Origin of the sequence: Achromobacter spanius (assembly GCF_003994415.1) — a bacterium.
Taxonomy (GTDB): Bacteria; Pseudomonadota; Gammaproteobacteria; order Burkholderiales; family Burkholderiaceae_B; genus Achromobacter; species Achromobacter spanius_C.
Map to the genome: position 1 here is coordinate 6,499,013 of NZ_CP034689.1, position 23,375 is coordinate 6,522,387.

21 protein-coding genes and 1 pseudogene are annotated in these 23,375 nt (G+C 61.5%); 18 read left to right on the top strand and 4 right to left on the bottom strand.

The features are described from left to right. The first annotated feature begins 25 nt into the window (after positions 1 to 25). From ELS24_RS29825 to ELS24_RS29895, 15 genes are all read left to right on the top strand, one after another. Entirely contained in the window at positions 26 to 1,063 is a 1,038-nt protein-coding gene (locus ELS24_RS29825; protein WP_100853826.1) for an N-acetylneuraminate synthase family protein, read from the top strand. Further along, positions 1,060 to 1,815, top strand: coding sequence for a cytidylyltransferase domain-containing protein (locus ELS24_RS29830; protein ID WP_100853825.1), 756 nt, complete (start codon positions 1,060 to 1,062; stop codon positions 1,813 to 1,815). The genes ELS24_RS29825 and ELS24_RS29830 overlap by 4 nt, the downstream gene beginning before the upstream one ends. Positions 1,816 to 1,830: 15 nt before the next feature. After that, complete coding sequence (locus ELS24_RS29835; protein WP_127186134.1) at positions 1,831 to 2,835, top strand: Gfo/Idh/MocA family protein; 1,005 nt, start codon at positions 1,831 to 1,833, stop codon at positions 2,833 to 2,835. Positions 2,836 to 2,855: 20 nt separating this feature from the next. Further along, entirely contained in the window at positions 2,856 to 4,166 is a 1,311-nt protein-coding gene (locus ELS24_RS29840) for a glutamate-1-semialdehyde 2,1-aminomutase (RefSeq protein ID WP_127186135.1), read from the top strand. A gap of 199 nt (positions 4,167 to 4,365) precedes the next feature. Further along, entirely contained in the window at positions 4,366 to 5,181 is an 816-nt protein-coding gene (locus ELS24_RS29845) for an SDR family oxidoreductase (protein ID WP_127186136.1), read from the top strand. Between the two features lie 53 nt (positions 5,182 to 5,234). Next, a complete protein-coding gene (locus ELS24_RS29850) occupies positions 5,235 to 6,113 on the top strand; it encodes an ABC transporter permease (RefSeq protein ID WP_127186137.1) in 879 nt (292 codons plus the stop codon). A gap of 15 nt (positions 6,114 to 6,128) precedes the next feature. Next, a complete protein-coding gene (locus ELS24_RS29855) occupies positions 6,129 to 7,928 on the top strand; it encodes an ABC transporter ATP-binding protein (RefSeq protein ID WP_100853821.1) in 1,800 nt (599 codons plus the stop codon). Beyond that, entirely contained in the window at positions 7,928 to 9,889 is a 1,962-nt protein-coding gene (locus ELS24_RS29860; protein ID WP_127186138.1) for a hypothetical protein, read from the top strand. Before ELS24_RS29855 ends, ELS24_RS29860 begins: the two co-directional genes overlap by 1 nt. 17 nt (positions 9,890 to 9,906) lie before the next feature. Further along, positions 9,907 to 11,301, top strand: a complete 1,395-nt coding sequence (locus ELS24_RS29865; RefSeq protein WP_127186139.1) for a hypothetical protein — start codon at positions 9,907 to 9,909, stop codon at positions 11,299 to 11,301. Then, entirely contained in the window at positions 11,298 to 11,819 is a 522-nt protein-coding gene (locus tag ELS24_RS29870; RefSeq protein ID WP_127186140.1) for a hypothetical protein, read from the top strand. The genes ELS24_RS29865 and ELS24_RS29870 overlap by 4 nt, the downstream gene beginning before the upstream one ends. Next, a complete protein-coding gene (locus ELS24_RS29875) occupies positions 11,816 to 13,069 on the top strand; it encodes a hypothetical protein (protein ID WP_127186141.1) in 1,254 nt (417 codons plus the stop codon). The genes ELS24_RS29870 and ELS24_RS29875 overlap by 4 nt, the downstream gene beginning before the upstream one ends. Beyond that, a complete protein-coding gene (locus tag ELS24_RS29880; protein ID WP_205736946.1) occupies positions 13,066 to 14,067 on the top strand; it encodes a glycosyltransferase family 2 protein in 1,002 nt (333 codons plus the stop codon). The genes ELS24_RS29875 and ELS24_RS29880 overlap by 4 nt, the downstream gene beginning before the upstream one ends. A 23-nt stretch (positions 14,068 to 14,090) precedes the next feature. Then, positions 14,091 to 14,990, top strand: coding sequence for a glycosyltransferase family 2 protein (locus ELS24_RS29885; RefSeq protein ID WP_127186142.1), 900 nt, complete (start codon positions 14,091 to 14,093; stop codon positions 14,988 to 14,990). Continuing rightward, complete coding sequence (locus ELS24_RS29890) at positions 14,983 to 15,858, top strand: NAD-dependent epimerase/dehydratase family protein (protein ID WP_127186143.1); 876 nt, start codon at positions 14,983 to 14,985, stop codon at positions 15,856 to 15,858. The genes ELS24_RS29885 and ELS24_RS29890 overlap by 8 nt, the downstream gene beginning before the upstream one ends. Further along, a complete protein-coding gene (locus tag ELS24_RS29895; protein WP_127186144.1) occupies positions 15,855 to 16,919 on the top strand; it encodes an MraY family glycosyltransferase in 1,065 nt (354 codons plus the stop codon). The genes ELS24_RS29890 and ELS24_RS29895 overlap by 4 nt, the downstream gene beginning before the upstream one ends. Here the strand turns inward: ELS24_RS29895 and rfbC are convergent. From rfbC to rfbB, 4 genes are read right to left on the bottom strand one after another with little or no spacing between them, the layout of a single operon-like run. Next, on the bottom strand, positions 16,904 to 17,449 hold the full coding sequence (rfbC, locus tag ELS24_RS29900; RefSeq protein ID WP_127186145.1) for a dTDP-4-dehydrorhamnose 3,5-epimerase: 546 nt from the start codon (positions 17,447 to 17,449) through the stop codon (positions 16,904 to 16,906). The genes ELS24_RS29895 and rfbC overlap by 16 nt on opposite strands. Beyond that, positions 17,449 to 18,330, bottom strand: a complete 882-nt coding sequence (gene rfbA / locus ELS24_RS29905; RefSeq protein ID WP_127186146.1) for a glucose-1-phosphate thymidylyltransferase RfbA — start codon at positions 18,328 to 18,330, stop codon at positions 17,449 to 17,451. Before rfbA ends, rfbC begins: the two co-directional genes overlap by 1 nt. Next, complete coding sequence (rfbD, locus tag ELS24_RS29910) at positions 18,327 to 19,223, bottom strand: dTDP-4-dehydrorhamnose reductase (RefSeq protein WP_127186147.1); 897 nt, start codon at positions 19,221 to 19,223, stop codon at positions 18,327 to 18,329. Before rfbD ends, rfbA begins: the two co-directional genes overlap by 4 nt. Continuing rightward, on the bottom strand, positions 19,220 to 20,281 hold the full coding sequence (gene rfbB, locus ELS24_RS29915) for a dTDP-glucose 4,6-dehydratase (protein ID WP_127186148.1): 1,062 nt from the start codon (positions 20,279 to 20,281) through the stop codon (positions 19,220 to 19,222). The genes rfbD and rfbB overlap by 4 nt, the downstream gene beginning before the upstream one ends. A 180-nt stretch (positions 20,282 to 20,461) precedes the next feature. On the opposite strand from rfbB, the pseudogene ELS24_RS29920 reads away from it, so the two are divergent. From ELS24_RS29920 to ELS24_RS29930, 3 genes and pseudogenes are all read left to right on the top strand, one after another. Further along, a pseudogene (locus tag ELS24_RS29920) lies at positions 20,462 to 21,030 on the top strand (SRPBCC family protein). A 99-nt stretch (positions 21,031 to 21,129) separates the two neighbouring features. Further along, entirely contained in the window at positions 21,130 to 22,482 is a 1,353-nt protein-coding gene (locus ELS24_RS29925; protein ID WP_050446098.1) for an MFS transporter, read from the top strand. An 18-nt stretch (positions 22,483 to 22,500) separates the two neighbouring features. Next, entirely contained in the window at positions 22,501 to 23,370 is an 870-nt protein-coding gene (locus tag ELS24_RS29930) for a DMT family transporter (RefSeq protein WP_127186150.1), read from the top strand. Positions 23,371 to 23,375: the final 5 nt, after the last annotated feature.

Below are 23,375 nucleotides of genomic sequence, written 5' to 3' on the forward strand. Positions count from 1 at the left end.
CACTTTTCCCCCTGGATATTGAATCATGGCAAACCAACACACTCTCATCGTTGCGGAAATGGCCTGGGCTCACGACGGCTCGATCGATAAGGCCATCGGCATCATGAAGGCCGCCAAGGACGCGGGCGCGGACGCTATCGGCATCCACATCACCGACCTGCCCACGTACATGGTTCCGCACTATGGCAGCGGCGAGGGCCGTGTGTCGGCTGGCAAGGAACACATGCAGGTCTACAAGTACCTGCAGGATATCAATCCGTCGAACGACGATTGGGTCCGCTTCGCCAAGGAAGCGCGCGCCGCGGGCATCGCGCTGTGCGTCATGGCGAATGACCAGGCCAGCCTGGCATTCTGTGAAGCTCAACTGCAGCCCGAGTATTACGTGCTGACGGCCGCCGCCTTTGTGGAAGAGGAGTTCATCCACGCGCTGGCCAAGACCGGTCGCCCTACGCTGTTCCGCGCCGGTGGTGCCACCATTGGCGAAGTCGAAAATGCGCTCAACATCTTCAAGGCCAATGGCGGCGGCGAAGTGACCGTGCTGCACGGCTTCCAGAACTATCCGACCAAGCTCGAAGACACCAACGTCCAGCAAATGCAGACGATGGGCAAGCTGTTCGGCGTGAAGGTCGGTCTGGCCGACCACATCGACGGCGCAGACCCCATCGCCAAGGCCATCCCCATGCTGGCGTTGGCGCTGGGCGCAAGCTGCCTGGAAAAGCACATCACCTGGGATCGTGCGGAAAAGGGCGAGGATTTCGAGGCTGCCCTGAACCCGAGCGATTTCAAGGAATTCGTCGCCTACGTGCGCGCCGGTGAAATCGCCCTGGGCCAGGAAAACTGGACGGCCCTGTCGCCTGCCGCCGAGCGCTACCGCTCGGTATCGCGCAAGCGCATGGTAGCGGCGCGTCCGATCGCCTCGGGCACGGTGCTGACCCGCGCCGACATCACCTTCAAGCGCGGCGACGTCGGCATGAGCCCGGCCCAATTAAATGCCGTCATCGGTCGCACTACCAAGTCTAGCCTGGTCGAGAATGACGGCATCGCGCTGGAGGATTTGGTGTGAAGATCGGCTGCCTACTTTCCGTACGGGAAAAGGCTACCCGCCTGCCCAAGAAGGTCTTGCTGGACGTGGCTGGCAAGCCGCTGACGGCGCGCCTGCTGGAGCGGTTGGCGATGGCCAAGGGAATTGACGCCGTCATCCTGTCAACGTCGACACACAAAGACGATGCCGTGCTGGCGGACTTGGCCAAGAAGGAAGGCTTTGCGGCCTTCCGTGGCAGCGAAGAAGATAAGCTCGACCGCTACTACCAGACCGCCAAGCAATACGGTCTGGACGCGGTTGTGGTGGTGGATGGTGACGATCCTTTCTGCTTCCCCGAGGCCATCACAATGGTCGCCGAAGCGCTGCGTCAGGGCGACGCAGACTGCGTCTACCTGTCCGGCCTGCCGCTAGGCGCCGCTTCGACTGGCCTGACCACCACCGCGCTGGCACGCGTGCTGGAACTCAAAGATGAACTGGACACGGAAGTCTGGGGCGGCTATTTCATCGGCTCGGGCAAGTTCCGCGCCAAGGAAATAGCCGTCAAGGACGCCGCGCTGAATCATCCCGGCATCCGACTGACGCTCGACTACGAGGAAGACTATGCGCTGGTGTGCGAAGTCGTCAAAGCCTTCGACAACCGCACGGACTTCTCCAGCTTCGAGTTGATGGACCTACTGGTCAACCGCAGGCCCGACCTCGCCACTCTCAACGCCAGTGCCCAAGTGAAGTACGAGAACCACCTGCAAAAGGCAGCTCCCGTAAAGTTCAAGTAATCGCGAGATAGATCAATGAAGCTTCTAGTTGTAGGTCTTGGATCCATGGGCAAGCGCCGGGTGCGCAACCTGCTCGCCAATGGCATTTCGCCCAGCGATATCATTGGCGTGGACAAGCGCGAGGATCGCGCGGAAGAGGCGCGCACCAAATACGGCATCACGGCCCACACGACGCTGCGGGATGAAGACGTCGCCGCCACCAATGCCTTCGTGATCTCGACGCCGCCTGACCACCATCTGCCCTATGCGCAGAAGGCTGCCGCGCAGGGCAAGCACATGTTCATCGAAGCCAGCGTGCTGGCCGAGGGCCTGGAAGAGCTGGCGCAGGAAGTCGACAGCAAGAAGCTGGTCGCATTTCCATCGTGCACCATGCGCTTTTTCGCCGGCCCGCGTCGCGTACGTGAGTTGGTCCAGTCCGACGCCATCGGCAAGGTGCTCGCCTGGCAGTACCAGAGCGGCCAGTATCTGCCTGATTGGCACCCTTGGGAGCCGATCACCGACTTCTACGTCTCGAACCCGGAAACTGGCGGTTGCCGCGAAATCGTCCCGTTCGAGATGGTCTGGCTGGAACCCCTATTCGGCGCCGTGACCGACATCGACGGGCGCCACGCCAAGCGTTCGGACATGCCGGCCGCCATCGATGACATCTACATGCTGCAAACCCGGCATGAGTCTGGCGCGCTGGGCCAGTTGATCGTCGATGTGCTCAGTCGCTCGGCGGTACGCCACCTGCGTATCACTGGCTCAGAAGGCACGCTGGAGTGGGACGACAGCGCTAAACGCATCCGCGTCTACAGCGCCGCCACTGGCCAATGGACGGAAGAATCGGTGGGCCTGGGCACCGTGGAATCAAAGTACATCAATCCCGAAGAACCGTACATTGAGGAAATCCGTACCTATCTGTCTTGTATCCAGTCCAAGACGGCACCGACGTACACCCTCCGGGACGACATCAAGATTCTGGATTTGCTGTATCGCGCCGAGGAATCGGCAAAGACAGGCCGGCGAGTCGCCGCCTAGGCTCCAGCGAGGAAAACTCCATGCAATTCGAAAAGAGCAAAGCTTATGGGAAGATCGCGAACCAGCTGATTCCCGGCGGCGGTCATACCTACAGCAAAGGCGACGACCAGTTCCCTGAACTGTCGCCCGGCTTCATCACGCGCGGCAAGGGATCCCAAGCATGGGACCTAGATGGCAACCAGTTCCTTGACTGGGGCATGGGCCTGCGCTCGGTCTGCCTGGGCCACGCCTACGAGCCGGTGCTCGACAGCGTGCGGACGCAGCTCGAGAACGGGGTCAATTTCACGCGGCCCGCGCCGCTGGAAGCCGAACTCGCCCAACTGCTGGTGGACTTGGTACCCTGCGCCGAGATGGTCAAGTTCGCCAAGAACGGCTCCGACGTCACCACCGCCGCAGTCCGCCTGGCGCGCGCCTTCACCGGCCGCGACATGATCATCCGCTGCCTCGACCACCCGTTCTTCAGCGTGGATGACTGGTTCATCGGCGATACCGCCATGGACGCCGGCATCCCCCAGAGTTCGAAGGACCTGACGCGCCATTTCCCGTTCAATGACGCCAAGGCTTTGGAGCGCCTGCTTGAAGAGAACAATGGCAAGGTCGCGTGCATCATCCTGGAGGCAGCAGCCACGTCCGCGCCGGTGCCGGGTTTCTTGGAGCGTGTGCGCGAGCTGGCTACCCAGCATGGCGCAGTGCTGGTGTTCGACGAAATCATCAGTGGCTTCCGCTGGAATGTGCGTGGCGCCCAGCATTTCTATGGCGTGACGCCCGACCTTGCCACGTTCGGCAAGGCCATGGCCAACGGCTTCTCGCTGTCGGCCTTGGTGGGACGGCGCGACATCATGGAACGCGGCGGCCTGGATCACCCACATCCCCGCGTATTCCTGTTGTCGACCACCAACGGTGCGGAAACGCATTCGCTGGCCGCATCATTGACCACCATCAAGCTGCTGCGTGACACGTCGATCATCGAAGAGAACTGGAATGTCGGCAAACAGCTGACTGCTGGCTTCAACCGTTCGGCCCAGCAATACGGCATTGGCGAACGCGCCAAGATGGCCGGAGTGGAAATCAGCCCCTGGTACGCGTTCTACGATGCGTCCGGTAAGGTGGACATGGCCCTGCGTACGCTGTTCCTGCAGGAGACCATCCGTCAGGGTGTGCTGATCCCTTACATCGCCATCTCGGCCTCGCATCGCCAGGCAGAAGTGGACCGCACGCTGGAAGCGATGGATGCAGCATTGAAGGTCGTCGCCAACGCCATCGACAAAGGCAGCGTCGAAGGCCTGCTGACCGGCCCCGTAGTCAAGCCAGTCTTCCGCAAGTACAACTAGTACCGCAAGCCATCGAACGGCATCCCCACGTGCCCGCCAACTCCAAATAGGGGTTGGCGATCACGAACCGTCGGCCCAAGACCGCGAATCCGCGCCCACAAGGCGCCCGGGCCGTCGCCCGACGCATCTGTATTGACACCCCGGCAGTGGCCCAGCTCGGACCCTGCCGTCTTTTCCTTTGCCAGATCGAACTTTCGACATGACTACCGCCACTGAACTGTTCAAATTGAACGACAAGATCGCCGTGATTACCGGCGGCGTCGGCATTCTCGGCCGTGGCTATTGCCGCGCCATGGCCGAACTGGGTGCTACGGTCATCATCGCCGACCGCAGCCAGGAAGACTGCGACAAGCTGGCAACGACGCTTGCCGCCGAAACCGGCTCGCGGGTCGTCGGCATGGCCGTGGACCTGAGCTCAGAAGCCTCGATCAAGGATTGGGCCAAGCGTATCCTGGATACTTTTGGCCATGTCGACGTGCTGATGAATAATGCGGCGGCCAAGGCCGATGGCTTCTTCGCACCTCTAGAGTCCTATTCGCTGGAGACCTGGAACGCGGTAATGGCGGTGAACGTCAATGCACTGTTTCTGACAGTTCGCGAACTGGGACCGTCGATGGCCGCACGGGGTTCGGGCAGCATTATCAATGTCTCTTCCATCTATGGGCTCGTCGGCCCCGACCAGCGCATCTACGAAGGTTCTTGGTATGCCGACCTGGGCGGCGCCATCAATACCCCGATGATCTACTCGACCACCAAAGGCGCCATCGTCTCAATGACGAAATACCTGGCGACATACTGGGGCCCCAAGGGCGTGCGTGTGAACTGCATCACTCCTGGCGGCGTGTCGTCGGGCCAGAACGAGGAATTCGACACGCGCTACTCCGCCCGTGTCCCGATGGGCCGTATGGCACAGGCTAACGAAATGATCGGCGCCGTCATGTACCTGGCCGCCGACGCCTCCAGTTACGTCAACGGACAGAACCTAGTCGTCGACGGTGGCTGGACGGCCTGGTAGACGCAGCTCTGCTTAGCCTGCTTCCACTATGAGCATCAACAGGATTTACAGCAATGATCAATAAGCAATGGCGCGCGCTGAGTCCCCAGCCCGCACCTGACAGTTTCGTACTCAAGGTAACGCCGCAAGGTATCGTCGAGCGCAAGCCCGCATGGAAGGAACGCCTTCACCAACTCGGCATCGATCTGCAACGGATCCGCTTCATCGTGGGTTCCGAGGCTCGCACCCGTATCTTCGACAAGGCGTTGGGCCAGGCTTGGTTGCTGCTCGAGCCCATTGTCATGGCCGTGCTTTACTTCTTCATCACCACGGTTATCTTCACGTACAGCGGAGAACAGCGTCAGTTCCTTTTTATCCTGACTTCAGTGGTGTTCTGGCGGTGGTTCTCGCGCACCATTGACGGCGCGCCGCTCAGTATCATCGGCTATGGCGCGGTGCTCAAGCAGACACGCTTCCCGGTCATCATGGTGGTGCTGGGCTTTATGGCCACCGAGACATTCTTCTTCCTGATGTCCTTCATCGTGCTGGCGGTGTTCCTCGGATGGCATGGAGCGTTCCCGACTACTGCGTATGTCTACCTGCCATTGGTGGTCGCGGCGCAATTCTCGCTAATGCTCTTCCTGACGGTCGTATTCGCCGTGATTGGCACCTTCATCAAGGACCTGAGCGGTGTGCTGTACGCCGTGACCGGCATCTGGTGGTACCTGTCTCCCGGTATCTATCCGGTATCCAAGATTCCCGAGCAGTATCTCTGGATCTACATGCTCAATCCGTTCGCCCACATCCTGCCCGCCTATCGCGACATCTTAATAGACGGTATTGCGCCGGCCACCGGCCCACTGTGGTTGATCCTCGGCGTGTCCTCGGTGCTCTGTGTGCTGGCAATCCGCGTTTTTAACTGGGCGCGCTACTATTTCTTCGCGTTCCTGTAAGGCGCTAGGCGAATCATGAGTCTCGAATCGAAAATTCTTCCTGCGTCGCTGCACGCCATCTTGGAAACGGCGGACAACGGCTTTTTCACAACCGCCGCACAAGCCTGCGCGAATGTGGCGCACGGCGAGGCGCTGCCCGCCGACCTGTTCCGCGCGCTTGGCGATTTCGACACTTCGCCTGCCCTGCTGGACGCCTATCTGGAGGCGCAAGCTACACAGACTGGCGCCAGCCGCATCTTCAGAACTTGGGCGATGTCTCGCGGGCAGGAATGGCTGGAGCATTTCACCCAGGAAGGTAACGGCACGGCGCGGCCAGGGCCGGGGGTCGAACTCGTCACGCTCGGCGCACAGAGGATTTCGCTCGAGTATTCGAACCTGCCGGCCGGCGGCAGCTATGCTGTTCACTTCCTGGCCAGCTTCCCGAGCAACATCGGCGACAATTTCTACCTCGCGCTGGAAGGTGCCAATGGGAGCGAGAGCATCCGCTTCAGTAACTCCAACGTCTCCCTCATCCACGATGGCGTGGTGTTTGCCTGCAATGCGCGGGTACTAAAGCTGTACTCCCTGGTAGTTAACGACACCTCGGCGCGTCTGTACGTCAATGGCGTGCTCGAAAAGAGCAAGCAACGCGCGGGACACCGCGATTTCGACCGCTTGGCCATACGGCTGCTGGGCGACCCGGGTCCCGATCTGGGTGGCTATATCCATGGCATCGAGATCCAGCATACGCCCTCCGCGGTCCTGCAGCCGTTCGGAGAAGACCGACCCCTGTTCGCCACCCGCGCCGTCGAACTGATTGACAGCGGCGATACCAGCAAGGTGTATCACCTGCTCAAAGGTGTGGATGAGAAGTGGCTGTCCGGCATCGAAGACAAGATCCTGGCGCTGCTCGAAACGCAGTTGACCAAGCACGGCGTACAGGAATGGATTTATGACACGCTGCTGAACTGGGTGTCGCCCGACCGGGCGGCGCAATGGACCAAGGAACACGAAGGCTCGCTGCCCACGCCCATTCTTTCCGTCAATCACCTCACGGCACAGTTCATGCTGACGCCGAACAAGCGCTTTGCACTGAGTTCGCTGATCAAGCGATCGGGAAGGGAGCGGTTCCTGGTGCTTGATGACGTCAATTTCGACGTCTTTCCCGGCGACATCGTCGGTATCGTTGGTGCCAACGGCGCCGGCAAAAGTACCCTGCTGAAAGCGGTGGCAGGCCTGCTGCCTATCCACAAAGGCGAGATCATCCTGCGTGCCCACCACCTGCTGTTGAGCGCAGGACTGGGTGCGCGCAACGAACTCACCGGCCGCGAGAACATCTATCTAGCCGGCACCTTCATGGGCTTGTCCAAGGCGCAGTTGGACAAGCTGTTCGATGAAATCTGGGAATTCTCCGAGCTGGGTCCCGCCATCGACAAGCCCTTCAAGTACTACTCGGACGGCATGAAGGGGCGTCTGGTGTTCTCCCTGGCGACCAGCGTGTCGCCAGACTTGCTGATGCTGGATGAATTGCTCAGCGCGGGCGACATCAAGTTTCAGAAAAAGGCCGCCGACCGCATGAGTCAGTTGATCGACCGCGCCAAGGCCGTGATCATCGTCACCCACAGCATGCCGTTCGTTGCCCAGCGCTGCAACAAGGCGGTGCTGATCTCGGGTGGCAAGATGAAGGCTTACGGGGACCCCCAGGAAGTCATCTCGCATTACCTCAATGTGTTGCACATGGGCGATGCCAGCCCCGGTACGGATTTCAATCCCCTGGACATGGCCATCCAGCAACAAATGCAGACCAGCGGGTTTGCAGACACGGCGCGCCACTAATGAACGCACCGACGGTCCAGCCAGAATCGCCCCTGTCCCCTGGCAGCGGCCCCAAGCCATTGGTTTTTGTACAGGGCGTACTTTCCGCCACGCAGATCCGCGAGGCCTGCGAGGGTTTCGTAAACGCGCCAATCTGCGTCGAGGCAAGGTCGATGGGGGGGTTTCATGGCGATCCCGACGTCCGGCACATCTCCGAGTTCGGTCCGACCGATCCCGCCGATTCAGCACGAGCCAAGGCGCGCGACTGGGTAGCAGAGTTGTCCGCAACGGTGTTGAAGACCACCGGCAAGCCGATATATCAATCTTTCACGTACCAAGGCATCAGCGCATGGTGGTTCCTGGAGATCGCCTTCCAGGAACCAGCCTACCTTGCCATACGCCGCCAGGAAGCATTGCGCAAGGCCGCAGCCGCCCACGGCGACCAAGGCTGGGTGTCCCTGGGTGGCAGCCTGTACAGCCGGCTACCGGTCATGGCGGCGCCCATCAAGGGCCTGAATAAATCCGAACGCGCCCGCCTACGTTTCGACATCAAGACGGCCCGCTCGATCGCGAATCGGCAGTCGCTGAAGGATTTCCGAGACTGGATGCAGCGCACGGCGCGTGACCTCTACCGTGGCCTCTGGTTGGCGCAGCAACGGCGCGCGGATGTACTCAGCGTCATAGAGCTCGAAAACCTGCGGCGCCATGTGGATATAGGTGACGACGGCGTTACCGCGGTGCTGCCGTATGCAGAAGACGTCATCGAACAGACTCACGAGGCTCTGGGTGACCGCTATTCAGTGCATGCCAAGCGGGATGTCGACGTACCGACCGAGGGCTGGGACTTCCTACGCTCAGCGCTGCCTCCGCTCACTCTTAAGTCGCTGCCGCCCCCCTTCCTGCGGGCGCTGCACGAAGTATTCGAGATCAGCCGGCCTGTAATCGGCGGCTATCTGACGCTGCCCGTGCTGGTGGAAATTCTGACCGTGCGCCTGGCGGAGTTCGACGCCTATCTGCGGGTGCTGCGCAAGATAAAGCCGAAGGCCTTGTTCATGTATAACTGGGAAGGTGTGTTCCGCCCCTTGACCACCGCCGCCTTGCTCTCAGGATGCCGCGTCGTGGGCGTGCAGCAGGCGCTTGGGCCCTACCTGCATGCGCTGGATCACAAGCGCTTCGGCTACTACAGCGTCACCAACCCCCTAGGCTTCGCCACCCCGCACAAGATTGCACTGTGGGGTGACATGCATAAGGAACAGTTCCTGGATTTCGGCTACCGCGAAGACCAATTGGTCGTAACCGGGTACGCTCGCGTCGACAAGCACGCACGACTGCGCGCGCACAGCGAGGAAAGCCGTAACGCGAGGCTCAAGCGACTCAAGCTCCCAACCGATTGCCGCTATCTGATGTTCACCGGCCAGTCGAAGGTGCTCGATACCTTGCTGCTACGCGATGACCACTTCATCGACACGATCTCGACCCTGTGCCGCCTCGGCCAGGAATTTAACTTCCGCATCATTATGAAGCCCTGGACCAGCGACGATATGCCGCTGATCGAGAAAATTGCCACACTGAACCGCGACCGCATCTGGATCGCACCCCAGGATGTAGTGTTGGGCAATGCCGACCTGTTGGCGGTGACCGACTGGATTGTCGGTACCTTCTCGTCGATCCTTGGCGAGGCCACGGTAGCCGGCAATGCGTGCGTGCTTCTGAATTACCCCGAGTCCCGCTATTACTTCGACCTTCCCCATGTCGAGAACTATCGCGGCATGATGCCCTTTGTCGACCAGCCACAGGATTTAGAGGCCGCCCTTCGGCCTTTGCTCGAGCACGAGGCGGTGCGGCGTGAGTCGGTCGAGGCGGCGCGCAAGCTCGCGCAGCGTATTTTCGGCCCCTGCGACGGACAAGCGGCATCGCGGATCACCGCACTCATCCTGCAGGAAGCGGGCGTCCGCCAGGGTACGGCCAGCGCGGATCTATAGTCCGCAAGATCTGACGCATGATGACCACCCCTTCTATTACCTTCGTCCTCGATCCTGCACCGTGGCGAGACGCCCGCGACGGCTTCGCTGACACGTCGTGCTTCTACACGGATTCCATCGAGACAGAGGCGGCGCTGGCCCAGGCCGGCTTGACGTCCCGGTATCTATATCGCGATTGCGACGTCATCTTCGACAGCGCAGCCACCGCCGCGCTGTCGTGGCTGGCCACACTGCCTGAGCGTGCACGCGCCAGCGCCAGCGGATTCACCACGCTGTTCGACGCAGACACGCCATCCCTCTGGAACCTGTGCCACGACTCGCTGTTTGAAATTCGCGGCGGCATTTTCGAGTCAATTCTGCACCTGTTCCTGGTGCGGCAGATAAGCCGGAATCATCCCGGCGCCACGATCAATATTCTCGCGCCACAGGGGCATGCGATCGCCGCCGCACTCGCGCAGCTACCCGGCGTCCGGCTCAATCCGGTCTGGACCTCGCACGAGGCTGCGCCGCAACCATTGCGGCCACCCGGCAAGTTGGCAGGGATCTGGCGCCGCTTGGACACCCTAGTCATCGCCAAAGGCCTGATGACATTGCGCCGAATAATCGAAGGCCGCCGCTCGAACAAAAGACGGCTAGCGCTATTCTGCTCGCTTGGTGACATGACCAAGACGTTCATTGGCAAGGACGGAAAGCAGTTCATCAGCGATGTCTATTACGATCATATCGAAGCGGAGATCCGTGCCGAGTTTCCCGACTACGTAAAGACGGGCCTGCACCCGGCGCGCGCTGGCGGCGGTGCGCTGGCTCAGCAGTTGCATGCCTGGCGCGCCATCCTGACAGGCCAATACCGTCCCTGGTATACGTACGCCCGCTTCGCCGACATGCGAGCCATCTGGCGAGCCCGGCGCGACTTCCAGGCCCGCTTTGCCACCTGGGACACCGAGCCCGCGTTCCAGGCGTTGTTCTCGGCCGACGGCATGGAGTTCTATCCCCTGGTACGCGCAGCGCTGGCCGAACTGATGCCGTCATTGCTGGCCGCGGGTGCGCTGCATTCCGCGATCGCACAGCGCTTCGTTGCGCACGAGCGCATCGGCCGCGTCCTCGCCGTGGAATCCTTTTCCAACCTGGGCCGTTCGCTGGCGTTGGCGGTACACCAGGCCGGCGGAGAGCTCTGGGGCGTACAAGGCGGCATCATTACCCCGCAACGCGTCACCAATGCCGGCTTTTACCTGCCCGCCCTGGAATCCGATACACGCTTGATCCCGGATCGCTTCTTTGTGTGGGGCCCCGGGTACCGCGATACGCTGTTGCGCTACGCGCTGCCCGCACAACGCTTGGATATCATGGGATTTAACCGGTCGGCCGACCTGCCGCAGACGGACAGAGCCTCCCCCCGCGCATTCTGTATTTGACCGGCGCCAATGCGCTGGTCTGTCCGTACCTGATGACCGTGGAGGAGGAAGCCTTCACACTTCGCGCCCTCGCCCGACATCTACCGCGGGGGGCTGATCTGGTGGTGCGAACCCACCCGCGCCATGTTCCCGAAGACTACGAGCGCATGCTTGAGGGCTTACCGAACGTCCGCGTGGTTTCGGGCACGCAAACGGAACTGGCTACTGAGCTGGCCCAGGCCGCCGTGATTGTGGGCAAGGCCAGCACCGTACTTCTGGAAGCGGCTAACGCCAACCGGCCTGTCCTGCTCATCAATCTGGCGGGCACCCCAGAGTTCACTGGTTTCTCGATCGCCACGCCGCCATTGCCTTACGTGACCCGCCCCGATCAGATAGAGCGAGCATTACAGGCCCTGCTAGACGCCCCCCCTGATCAATTTCACTCCGCAAGCCGTGAGTTTTCGAATCAATGGTGCGCCGGCGACGGCCCATCTGCGGCACGTTATCTTGTGCAGCAAATGAAAGCGCGGCCGCTATGAAACCGCTTCCCCATATCCTCTTTGCCTGTAGCAGTGCGCTGCACGTCAAACTGTTCACGCCGACCTTGCGCACCTTGCTGGAACAGGGAAAATTGCAGCCGGTCATGGTGTCGCTGGACAGTTTCTATCGCGGCATTCACGGAAACGTCGCCTCGGCCGTCGCGGCCCAGCGTCTGGATCTGCCGATGGAGCAGATCTCCACCATTCGTGCCGACGATGGGTCGCGTCTGGTCCGCACGATGAAGCGCGCTTTGGCCGCGCGACGTGATGGTATGCGAGATTTCAGGCAGATGCTGGTTCGCAACCAAGCAAGACTCCTGGTGCTGGGCAACGATACAGGCCATCTCGAACGCGCCGCGATCGCCGCAGCGCAATCCTTGCGCATTCCGACTCTACTCGTCCAGGACGGTTTCGTCTCCGACCAATTCTCGCTCGATTGGCGAGGCCGCCTGCATTTGCTACGCACCAAGGCATGGCTAGCTCTGGGTGGAGCACAACTGGGCCGTGTTCCGTATGGCATGGGTGGATGCGACCATATCGCCGCACATGGCGAAAGATGGGCCAAAATTCTGTCCGACAGGCAGCCGAGTCCGGGCACCACGGTACATATCACCGGTCATCCCAGCCTGGATATCTCCCATACCGAACCAGGCGTGTTCGACACCCGCGACGTGCTGTATTTCTGCACCAACTTCCTAAGTGGGATGGGAGATGCTCATGCCCATGAGAGGCAGATTGAGGAACTCCTGCAGCTACGCGGTGTGCTCGACCGGCGCTTGCCGAAGGGAGCCATCCTGCACATCAAATTGCACCCCGCCGATGACGTGGCAGCCTACAAAAGGCTGCAAGATGTACCTGGGCTGCAATTACATGTCGACATCGAGTTAAGCGCGCTGGTCGAACGTGTGTGGCTTTGCGTCACCAATATTTCGTCCGCCGCCGTGGAGAGCATCGCACGTGGGCGTATCTGCCTGATGTCGGGAATTTCGGTACGTTCGCCATATGACCAGCGTCTGTTCTCCTCGCTGCCCGGCACCAAATTCACCACTTGGGAAGAATTCGATACGCTTCTGGACACACTGGCAAACCCAGCCCAGTACCATGCGATGTTAGATACCGAACGACAGGAGATCCGGATGTATTTCGACTTTCGTCCGGACGCCCTGGCGCCCGCACGCCTTGCCGAGCTGATCGACTTGCTCACCGCTGGCACGGCGTCGCCAGCAGCCCCGGAATCTTCTCGGCCATGAACACCTTCGCTCTTGCCGGGGCCGCCACCGGAATGCCCGGGGCGCCGCGCTGCTCCGTCGTAATCGTCGCCTTCAACTGCTGGGACCTGCTGCACCCTTGTCTGGAAGCCCTGATGACACAGACTATGCCGCCCATGCGCATCGTTGTCGTCGACAATGGCAACGAATCTCCCGACGACGTCGCGCGACTGGCGCATCACACCAATCTGGTCTACGTCAAAGCGGCTGGCAACCTGGGTTTTGCCGCTGGCAATAACCTGGGATTCGCCCACGTGGGTGATTGCGAATGGATTGCACTGCTGAATCCGGACACCGTGCCGCATCCTGAGTGGTTGGCGCGGCTGGCGCAGGCCACCCTCGACTATCCGCAGTTTGCCTTTTTTGGCTCACGCCTGCTGCGAGCAGATAATCCGGCCTTGCTCGATGGCAATGGCGATTGCTATCACGTCAGCGGCTATGCGTGGCGTAGCGGTATCAATCGGCCGGCCACCGCCTATTCCACGGATAACGGTGAGATATTTGCACCCTGCGCGGCGGCCGCACTATACCGGCGAGATATTATTCTTGCCGCCGGCGGGTTTGACGAAGATTTTTTTTGCTATATGGAAGATGTTGACCTCGGTTTCAGGCTGCGCCTAGCGGGCCATCGCTGCCTGGGCGTACCCGGTTCGACCGTATTGCATGCTGGCTCGGCCGTGACCGGAAAACAAAGCGAGTTCTATATTTATCATGGACAGCGCAATCTGGTCTGGACGTTTGCCAAGAATATGCCGGGGTACCTGTTCTGGCTCTTCCTGCCACTGCATATCGCGCTCAACATGCTTGGAATCGCGCGGTATGTCCGGCGTGGCAACTTTCGGGGTGTCATGCGCGCCAAATGGGATGCCATTCGCGGCTTACCAAAAATCTGGCGCAAGCGCCGGGTCCTGCAGCGCAACCGCTTGATCGCGCCCTTGCAACTGCTCCGCGTACTGAATAAGAAACCGTATAAAGACTAGCGCGCAGACAGCGCGCACTACAAATGAAAAGCCCTACTTCGATCATCATCGTGAACTACAACGCCGGCCCAGGATTGGCGGCCTGTGTCTTGTCAGCTATCGATGACGTGCAGGAAATCATCGTGGTCGACAACGCATCCGCGGATGACAGTCTGGCCATCCTCGAACAACGCTGCGCCGGTCGCGACAATCTAGTCATCCTACGCAACCCCGACAACCAGGGCTTCGCCAAAGCGTGCAATCGCGGAGCCCACTCAGCCAAGGGCAAGTATCTACTGTTTCTGAATCCGGATTGTGAACTGCAGCCTGGCGCGCTCGCGCGCCTGCAGGCGGTGTGCGAAGCAGATCCCAGGGCGGGCATGGTCGGCGGCCTGCTGCTCAATCCGGACGGCACCGAGCAGGCCGGTGGCCGGCGCGCCGTGCCCACGCCGTGGCGTTCCTTTGTGCGGGCATTCGGCCTGGCCCGACTTGCCAAGCGTTGGCCGAAACTCTTCACCGATTTCCACCTGCACAAGCAGCCGTTGCCACCCGCCCCGATCGAAGTCGAGGCCATCTCAGGCGCGTGCATGTTCACCCGTCGTGAAGCGCTCGACGAAGTCGGCCTACTGGACGAGGAGTACTTCATGCACTGCGAAGATCTGGACTGGTGCATGCGGTTCTGGCGGGCACACTGGAAGATTCTATTCGTGCCGGACGCGAAGGTGCTGCACTATAAGGGAGTCTGCAGCCGGTCACGACCCGTATTCGTGGAATGGCACAAGCACCGCGGCATGATGCGGTTCTACCACAAGTTCTTCAGTCACCAGTATCCAGGCGCCTTGATGTGGCTCGTCACCGCCGGCGTATGGCTGCGTTTCTCGCTAGTCTCGCTGTACCACACGCTGTGCCGATGGTTCGGTATCCAGGGACGCAAGAATGGCTGATGGCCGCCGCGTCGCCGTTCTGGGCGGATCGAGTCTGGTCGGGCAAGCCGTGCTGCCGCTACTGGCGGCGTCCGGATGGCATGCGTGTGTGTATTCCCGTCGTCCACGCCCGTCCGGCCTGGACGTGACGGGCATTCCGTGGCGCCTGATGCCACCCGTGCTCGCCTCTGACGAGGCGCAGATTCCTTGGTGGTTGTGCCTGGCGCCCATCTGGACACTGCCTCAGTATTTCGCGGCGCTGGAAGCCTGTGGCGCGCGCCGGGTCGTGGCGTTGTCCTCGACCAGCCGATTCACCAAGATCGATTCCAGCGACGACGAGGAAAACGCTGTAGCACAGCGGCTCACGCAAGCGGAAGAACAAGTGCGGCAATGGGCTGAACGCCGCAATATCGAATGGGTGATCTTGCGACCAACGCTGATCTACGGCTTCGGCCAAGACAAAAACGTCTCCGAGATTGCCCGCCTCATACAGCGCACTACGCTGTTTCCACTCTTGGGACCCGCTCAGGGGCTGCGCCAACCCGTCCACGCTCTGGATATTGCCAGCGCCTGCGTCGCGGCATTGACCTCGCCTGCGGCCGCCGATCAAGCCTACAACCTGTCCGGTGGCGAGACCTTGCCCTATCGCCAGATGGTGGCACGAATTTTCGAGGCCCTGGGCCGACCGGTACGAATGATCGCCATCCCGCTGTTCATGTTTCGAATCGCGGTATGCCTTGCGCGCGTGCTACCTCGCTTCCGGAAATGGTCGCCCGCCATGGCGGAACGGATGAACCGCGATATGGTGTTCGACTATACCGCCGCCCGCCAGGACCTTGGTTTCCGCCCTCGCCCCTTCCATCTTTCACCAAACGACATCCCGGCATGAATCCAGGCCTTATCCTCCTGAGCGCCGCGCTGCTGCTCTCCGGTCTCGTCACCGTGCTGACGCTGCGTTTCGCAGCCCGGCTGGGCCTGATCCAGGCGCCCAATCAGCGCTCGTCGCACGAGGTGCCCACACCAGGAGGCGGCGGCGCGGGTATGGCGGTGGCCGGTGTCGTCTCCGGATTGTGGATCGCGACGCAAAGCGCGCAGCCGCAAGCGTGGGTAGCGCTCGCTGGCGCCGGCGGCATCCTGGCCCTGGTCGGCTTCCGCGATGATGTCGCGCCTGTTTCAGCACGCGTGCGCTTCTTGGTACAGATTGGGGTATGCGCCACGCTCCTGATCGTGTTGCCCCCGTTGCCACCATTGGTCCTGCCGGGCGGTTGGTCACTGAGTGGCGCTATGCAACTGGCCCCGCTACTGTTTATTGGAATATGGTGGGTCAACCTGTTCAACTTCATGGACGGCGTGGATGGCCTGGCCAGTGTCCAGGCTCTGTTCATGGCAGTGGGGGGTGCCGTACTGACCGCAGTCGTCGCGCCCGCTGTTCCCGACAGCCATCCCATCTGGCTCTGGAATTTGGCGTTAGTGGGTGCGATCACCGGTTTTCTGCCATTCAATTGGCCTCCGGCAAAGATATTCATGGGTGACGTGGGCAGCACATTCCTGGCCTTCTCTCTGTTCGCACTTGCCCTGCTGTCGGCCTCGGCAGGCTGGATGCCGCTGACGACATGGTTGATTCTTGCCGCCGTATTCGTATCGGATGCCACGTCGACGCTATTGCGCCGGATGATGGCAGGCGAGCGCTGGTTGCAGGCCCATCGCAGCCATGCCTATCAGCACCTTGCACGCCGTTGGCATGGACCGCGCAAGCGTGGCCACCGCCGAGTCACCTGCCTTGTGCTGGCCGTGAATGTATTGTGGTTGGCGCCCCTGGCAGCGGCCAGCGTCGCCTGGCCTAAATGGCAGTGGGCGTTCGCCGTGCTTGCCTATTTGCCGCTGGTCGCCGCGGCCATACGCCTGGGCGCCGGACGTTCGGAAACCGCGGCCAGTCAGTCGAACACCTGAGCTTCAGCCAAGACCACCCCGGCCTGATCCTTGGCCGACAGGGCCGGCACACCCTCGAATGGCCAGTCGATGCCAATCGACGGGTCATCCCATTTGAGGCTGCGCTCGTGCTCCGGTGCGTAATAGTCCGTCGTCTTGTAAAGAAAGCTGGCGTAATCCGACAACACCACAAAACCATGCGCGAAGCCTTCCGGCACCCATAGCTGCTGCCGATTTTCCTGGGACAGGACCGCGCCGACCCATTTCCCGAACGTGGGCGACGACTTGCGCAGGTCTACGGCCACGTCAAACACTTCGCCTTCCACCACCCGTACCAGCTTGCCTTGCGTGCGCTGGATTTGATAGTGCAGCCCGCGCAACACGTGGCGGGCCGACCGCGAATGATTATCCTGCACGAACTCGACCTTACGACCCACCGCCGCGTCAAACGCGGCTTGGTTGAAACTCTCGTAGAAATAGCCGCGCGCGTCGCCAAACACCCTGGGTTCGATCAACAGCACGTCACGAATGGCAAGCGGAGTGGCCTTCATCAAAACACCGATTCGTTCAGAATACGCAACAGGTACTGACCATAACCATTCTTGGCCAAAGGCTGCGCCAGCGCTTCGAGCTGCGGCCCGTCGATCCACTTCTTGCGGTAGGCAACTTCTTCGGGACAGGCGACTTTCAAGCCCTGGCGATTCTCCAGCGTAGCGATGAACTGGCTCGCGTCCAGCAGGGAATCATGCGTACCCGTATCCAGCCAGGCGTAGCCGCGGCCCATGATTTCGACGTTGAGTTGATCCTGTTCCAGGTACAAACGGTTCAGATCCGTGATCTCGAGTTCGCCCCGCGTCGATGGACGGATTCGCTTGGCCAGCTCGACCACCTGGCGATCATAAAAATACAGGCCCGTGACCGCGTAGTTCGATTTCGGCTGCGCCGGCTTTTCCTCGATCGACAGCACCTTTCCTGCCTGGTTGAACTCGGCCACGCCATAGCGCTCCGGGTCCAACACATGATAGGCAAACACGCTGGCACCCTGCTCACGCCGCATTGCGCTGCCCAGTAGTTGCGGAAAGTCGTGACCATAGAAGATGTTGTCGCCCAGGACCAACGCGCACAAGTCGTCGCCGATGAACGACTCGCCGATCAGGAATGCCTGCGCCAAGCCATCGGGAGACGGCTGCACCGCATACTGGAGGTCCAACCCCCAGCGCTCTCCGGTACCCAGCAATTGCTGAAACCTGGGAATATCCTGTGGTGTGGAAATAACCAGAATTTCCCTGATGCCAGCCAGCATCAGCGTGGTCAGGGGATAGTAGATCATCGGTTTGTCGTAGACCGGCAGCAACTGCTTGCTAAGCGCCAACGTCGCTGGATGCAGTCGGGTACCGGATCCGCCCGCCAGGATGATGCCCTTGCGCTTCATGATCGATTTTCCTGTTTGGTGAGTTGATCCACGACGCGGTCCACGTGAATCGTCCAATGGGGCAATTGCAGCCCCAACGCCTCGGACAAGGCGGCGCAGTCCATGAGGGAATTCCGCGGCCGGACGGCGGGCAAGGGATAATCTTCCGTGTTGATCGCCGTGATGCCGCGTTCGTCGACCTTCAACGCCACGCCGTTGTGGCGAGCGCGAGCCACGACATGCCGAGCCAAACCGCACCAGGACGTCATGCCAGATGCGGTCAGATGGTATACGCCCGCTGCCAGCGCGCCACGTTGGTAGGCCACGATCGCCAGCGCGGTCGTATCCGCCACCAGTTCGGCGGCCGTCGGGGCGCCGAACTGGTCGTCCACCATGCGCAGGGCATCACGGCTGCCAGCGAGCCGCAGCACCGTCTTCACGAAATTCGCCCCGGTCGCTGACACCACCCAGCTGATGCGAAAGACCAGCGCCTGGCAGCCGCTCTGAACGATAGCCCGTTCGCCTGCCAGTTTCGAACGCCCATACGCGTTCAAGGGCGCGGGCGTGTCGGTCTCGCGATATGGCCGATCCAGCGTTCCATCGAACACATAGTCCGTGGAGTAGTGCACCAGCAGAATGCCAGCCTGCCTGGCGTAGGCCGCCAACGCCGCGACCGCGACAGCATTGACCGCGTCGGCGGCATCCGGCTGGCTTTCGGCTTGGTCCACCGCCGTATAGGCAGCCGCATTGACAATCAGGTCGGGCGCGCAGGCGGCCAGCATCGACGGCAAGGTGTCGGGGCTGGCCAGATCGGCGTCTTCCCGCCCCCAGGCAGTAACCTCCGCCAGCGGCAATAACGTCCGCCGCAATTCCTGCCCCACTTGGCCATTGGCACCGATCAGCAGAATTTTCATACGTCGTACTGTACCTTCATCCAGTTGCGGTACGCACCGCTGGTCACGTCCGCCACCCACTGCGGATTATCCAGATACCACCGCACTGTCTTACGGATGCCGGACGCGAAGGTCTCGGCCGGCTTCCATCCCAGCTCTCGTTCCAGCTTGCGCGCATCAATGGCGTAACGTCGGTCGTGGCCAGGGCGATCCTTGACAAAGGTGATCTGCGCCTCGTACGGCTGGCCGTCCGTACGCGGCTTGAGCTCGTCGAGCAGACGGCAGATGGTCTTGACGACGTCAAGGTTGGACATTTCGTTCCAGCCGCCCACGTTATAGGTCTCCCCTGCCCGGCCGCCCGCCAGCACGGCACGGATAGCGCTGCAATGATCCTTGACGTACAGCCAGTCGCGAATCTGCTGGCCGTCGCCGTAGATCGGCAGCGGCCGATCGCCCAGCGCGTTGTGGATCACCAGCGGAATCAGCTTCTCGGGGAAATGATAGGGGCCGTAGTTGTTCGAGCAATTCGTCGTCAGCACCGGTAGCCCGTAGGTATGGTGGTAAGCGCGTACCAGATGATCACTTGCCGCCTTGCTGGCCGAATACGGACTGTTGGGTTCGTACCGGTGCGTCTCGCTGAAGGCTGCGTCTCCGGGTGCGAGCGAGCCATACACCTCGTCGGTGGAGATGTGCACGAAGCGAAAGGCCGCACGTTCCGAAGACGGCAGCGCGGCCCAGTAGGTCCGCACCACTTCGAGCAGATTGAAGGTGCCGACTATATTGGTCTGGACGAATTCACCTGGCCCGAGAATGGATCGATCAACATGTGATTCTGCAGCGAAATTGACCACGGCCCTCGGACGGTGCTGCGCAAGCAGGGACTCAACCAACTTGGTGTCGCCGATATCGCCCACCACCAGCTCATGCCGCAGATCGCCATTCAGCGACGCCAGATTGGCGGGATTGCCCGCGTAGGTCAGCTTATCCAGCGTGACCACCGGTTCGCCAGAGTCGCCCAACCAATCGAGCACGAAATTCGAGCCAATGAAACCGGCCCCACCGCTAACAAGAATGCTCATGGAAATGCGCGCCAGAGTAGATTGCCGCCACCCCTCGGGTTATGACCGGCGGAACTCGGTATTTTACCTCTACGCCATGGGGATACCCAGGTCCCCTGCAGCGCCTGCCGAAGTATGGTTGGCATTTCCGTGGATTAAGTCCAAAATGAACTTACAACTACGCCAAGCAAGGAGACAACCATGCGCATTGCAGATGCCCAATGGATTCCCTCCACCCAGCACCAAACCTGGGATTCCCTCACGGATCCGGCGGTGTTGCAACGATGCATACCGGGATGCGTGAACGTGACGCAACGGTCCGCTACCGAATACGCCGTCACCTTGCGGGCCAACATCGCGGGGATCGACACTGACTACGAGGGCGAGATCCTGCTCTCGGACGTCAACGCCCCTGACAGTTGCACGCTGGTCTTCGAAGGCAAGGGCCGCGCGGCCTGCCTGGCCATCGGGACCGCCCAGGTCAACCTCAGCACCAAGGACCAAGGCACCCGCGTCGCCTACACCGTGGCCGGCATGGCCGGGGGCAAGCTGGCTGAGTGCGGAGAAGGCCTGCTGCTGAAAGCGGGCGACAAAATCATCCAGAAGTTCTTTGCCGCCTTCATCGACCACATGGCTGCCCAGCCACGCGTCGCGCCTCCCCCCCGCCTCCCGAACCCGAACCCCGCGGTCTGTCCAATTCCCGTTGGTCTTGGCTGTTGGTCGTATTGGTTATCGCGGTTTTCTGGGGTTATCACTCGTTTTACAAGTGAAAACCCTAGTGGGCCGGTGATATCCTAGGCGGCATGACTCCGCCGCCGCCACCGACACAGCCAGCCGCCGATTCCACTCGCTCTCGACGAGACTTGCTGATGGCCATGGCGGGCGTATCGGCGACGGTGGTGCTGGCCGCGCTGGATTCCACCATCATCAGCACCACACTGCCTCGCGTGGCCGAGGCCCTGAACGGCATGGCGCTCTACGCCTGGGTGGGCACCGGCTATCTGCTGGCCACCGCGGCGTCCATCCTGATCTTTGGCCGGCTGGGCGACATGTTCGGCCGCAAACCCTTGATGCTGGTTTCCGTGCTGATCATCGCGCTGGGCTCCATCGCCTGTGGACTGGCGCAGTCCATGACCCAGTTGATCGTGTTCCGCACCTTGCAAGGGGTAGGCGGGGGCATGATGATCGCCACTGCTTTCGCGGCGCCCGCCGACCTGTTTCCCGATGCCAAGCAGCGGGTGCGCTGGATGGCGCTTGTGTCCGCCGCCTTCGCCATGGCCAGCGGAATCGGCCCGGTGCTGGGTGGCGCGGCGACCCAGGCGCTGGGATGGCGCGCGGCGTTCTTCATTTCTCCGATTGCAGCGGCCGGCGCATTTTTTCTGCTGGCCCGGTACTTCCCCCGTATCCGCCCCATTCACGACGGCAGCCGAAAGATCGACTGGGTGGGCGCCATCCTGCTGGTCTTGGCCGTGGGCGCTCCGCTCGCAGCGCTGGAACTGGCCTTTGCCCAGGGCGAACATGCCCATCCCCTGCTGGGCGCCATGTTGGCGGTGGTTGGCGTGGCCGCCATCGCCATCCTGATTCCCACTGAACGCCGCGTAAAGTCGCCCATTTTTCCGCTGCGTGTGCTGGCGGGGCAGGAATCCCGCCTGCTGAACCTGGCCGCCATGATGGTGGGCGCGGTGATGTTTGTGCTGATCTTCTATAGCCCGCTGTTGTTGCAGCAGGTGCTGGGCTATTCCCCCAGCGAAGCGGGTTTGCTGCTGACTCCGCTGGTCGCCGCGATTTCGGTGGGCAGCATCATCAATGGCCGGATGTTTCCCAAGCAGGCCGAACCACAACGCCTGATGGTGTTCGGCGGCCTGCTGCTGGCGGGCGGCACGCTGATGGTGCTGTTGATCTCGCCCGGGACGTCGGCATGGTGGATTCTTGCCGCCTTCTTCGTCAACGGCTGCGCGCTGGGATTCCTGCTTCCCAACCTGACGCTCTTCATGCAGATGCTGAGCGAACGCCGCGACGTGGGCGTGGCGTCGGCGCTGGTCCAGACCACGCGCGCGATCGGCAGCGCCTTGGGTACCGCGCTGGTGGGCATCATGATTTCACACGGCACGGTACTAAACGGAGTGCGGGCCGGCCTGGTCTTGTGTATTGTCCTGTCCCTGGCCTGTGCGCTGCTTGCGCATCGGGTCAAGATGAAGAATCTGGTCACTGGCCGGAAATAAGGCAAACCGAGATACATCATGCGTCAACGCAATCTGTTGGACCTGCTGCTGCTGGCGGCGGTCTGGGGCGGCTCTTTCCTGTTCATGCGCCTTGCCGTGCAGGACTTCGGGCCCATCGCCCTGATCGAGTTGCGTGTCGGCCTGGCCGCGCTGTTCCTGCTGCCGGCGGCCATCTGGCGCGGCAAGCTGCCCTTGATTGCGCGGCACTGGAAGGCGCTGCTGGTGGTGGGCACCTTGAACGCCGCCGTGCCCTTCCTGCTGTATGCCTACGCGGCACAATCGCTGGGCGCGGGGTTCCTGTCGGTGGCCAACGCGGTGACGCCGGTATGGGGCGCGGTTGTCGGGTGGCTGTGGCTGAAAGACAGGTTGCCCTGGATGCGGTCGCTGGGCCTGTTGATTGGTTTTGTGGGCATTATCGTGCTGGTGTGGGACAAGCTGAATTTCCAGGCCGGGGGCACCGGGCCCGCCGTGCTTGCCGCCGTGTCGGCGCCCGTGTTCTACGGCATCGCCGCCAACTGGACCAAGCGTTTCCTGACCGGCGTGGACGCCTTGGCCAGCGCCACGGGCAGCATGATCGCCGCGTCGCTCGTGCTGCTGCCGCTGGCGATATCCGCCTGGCCGGAGACGCCAGCGTCGATGACCGCCTGGATCTCCACGATCTTGCTGGCTGTCGTCTGCACGGGCGCGGCCTACATCATCTTCTTCCGGCTGATCGCCAATGTGGGGCCGACCGGCGCCGTCAGCGTCACCTTCCTGGTGCCGATCTTCGGCGTGGTGTGGGGCGCGTGGTTGTTGGACGAGAGCATCACGCCGTCCATCGCGCTGGGGGCCGCCATCATTCTGATAGGGACCGCGTTGGCGTTGGGGCTGATCAAGCGCCGGGCCTGAGCAGG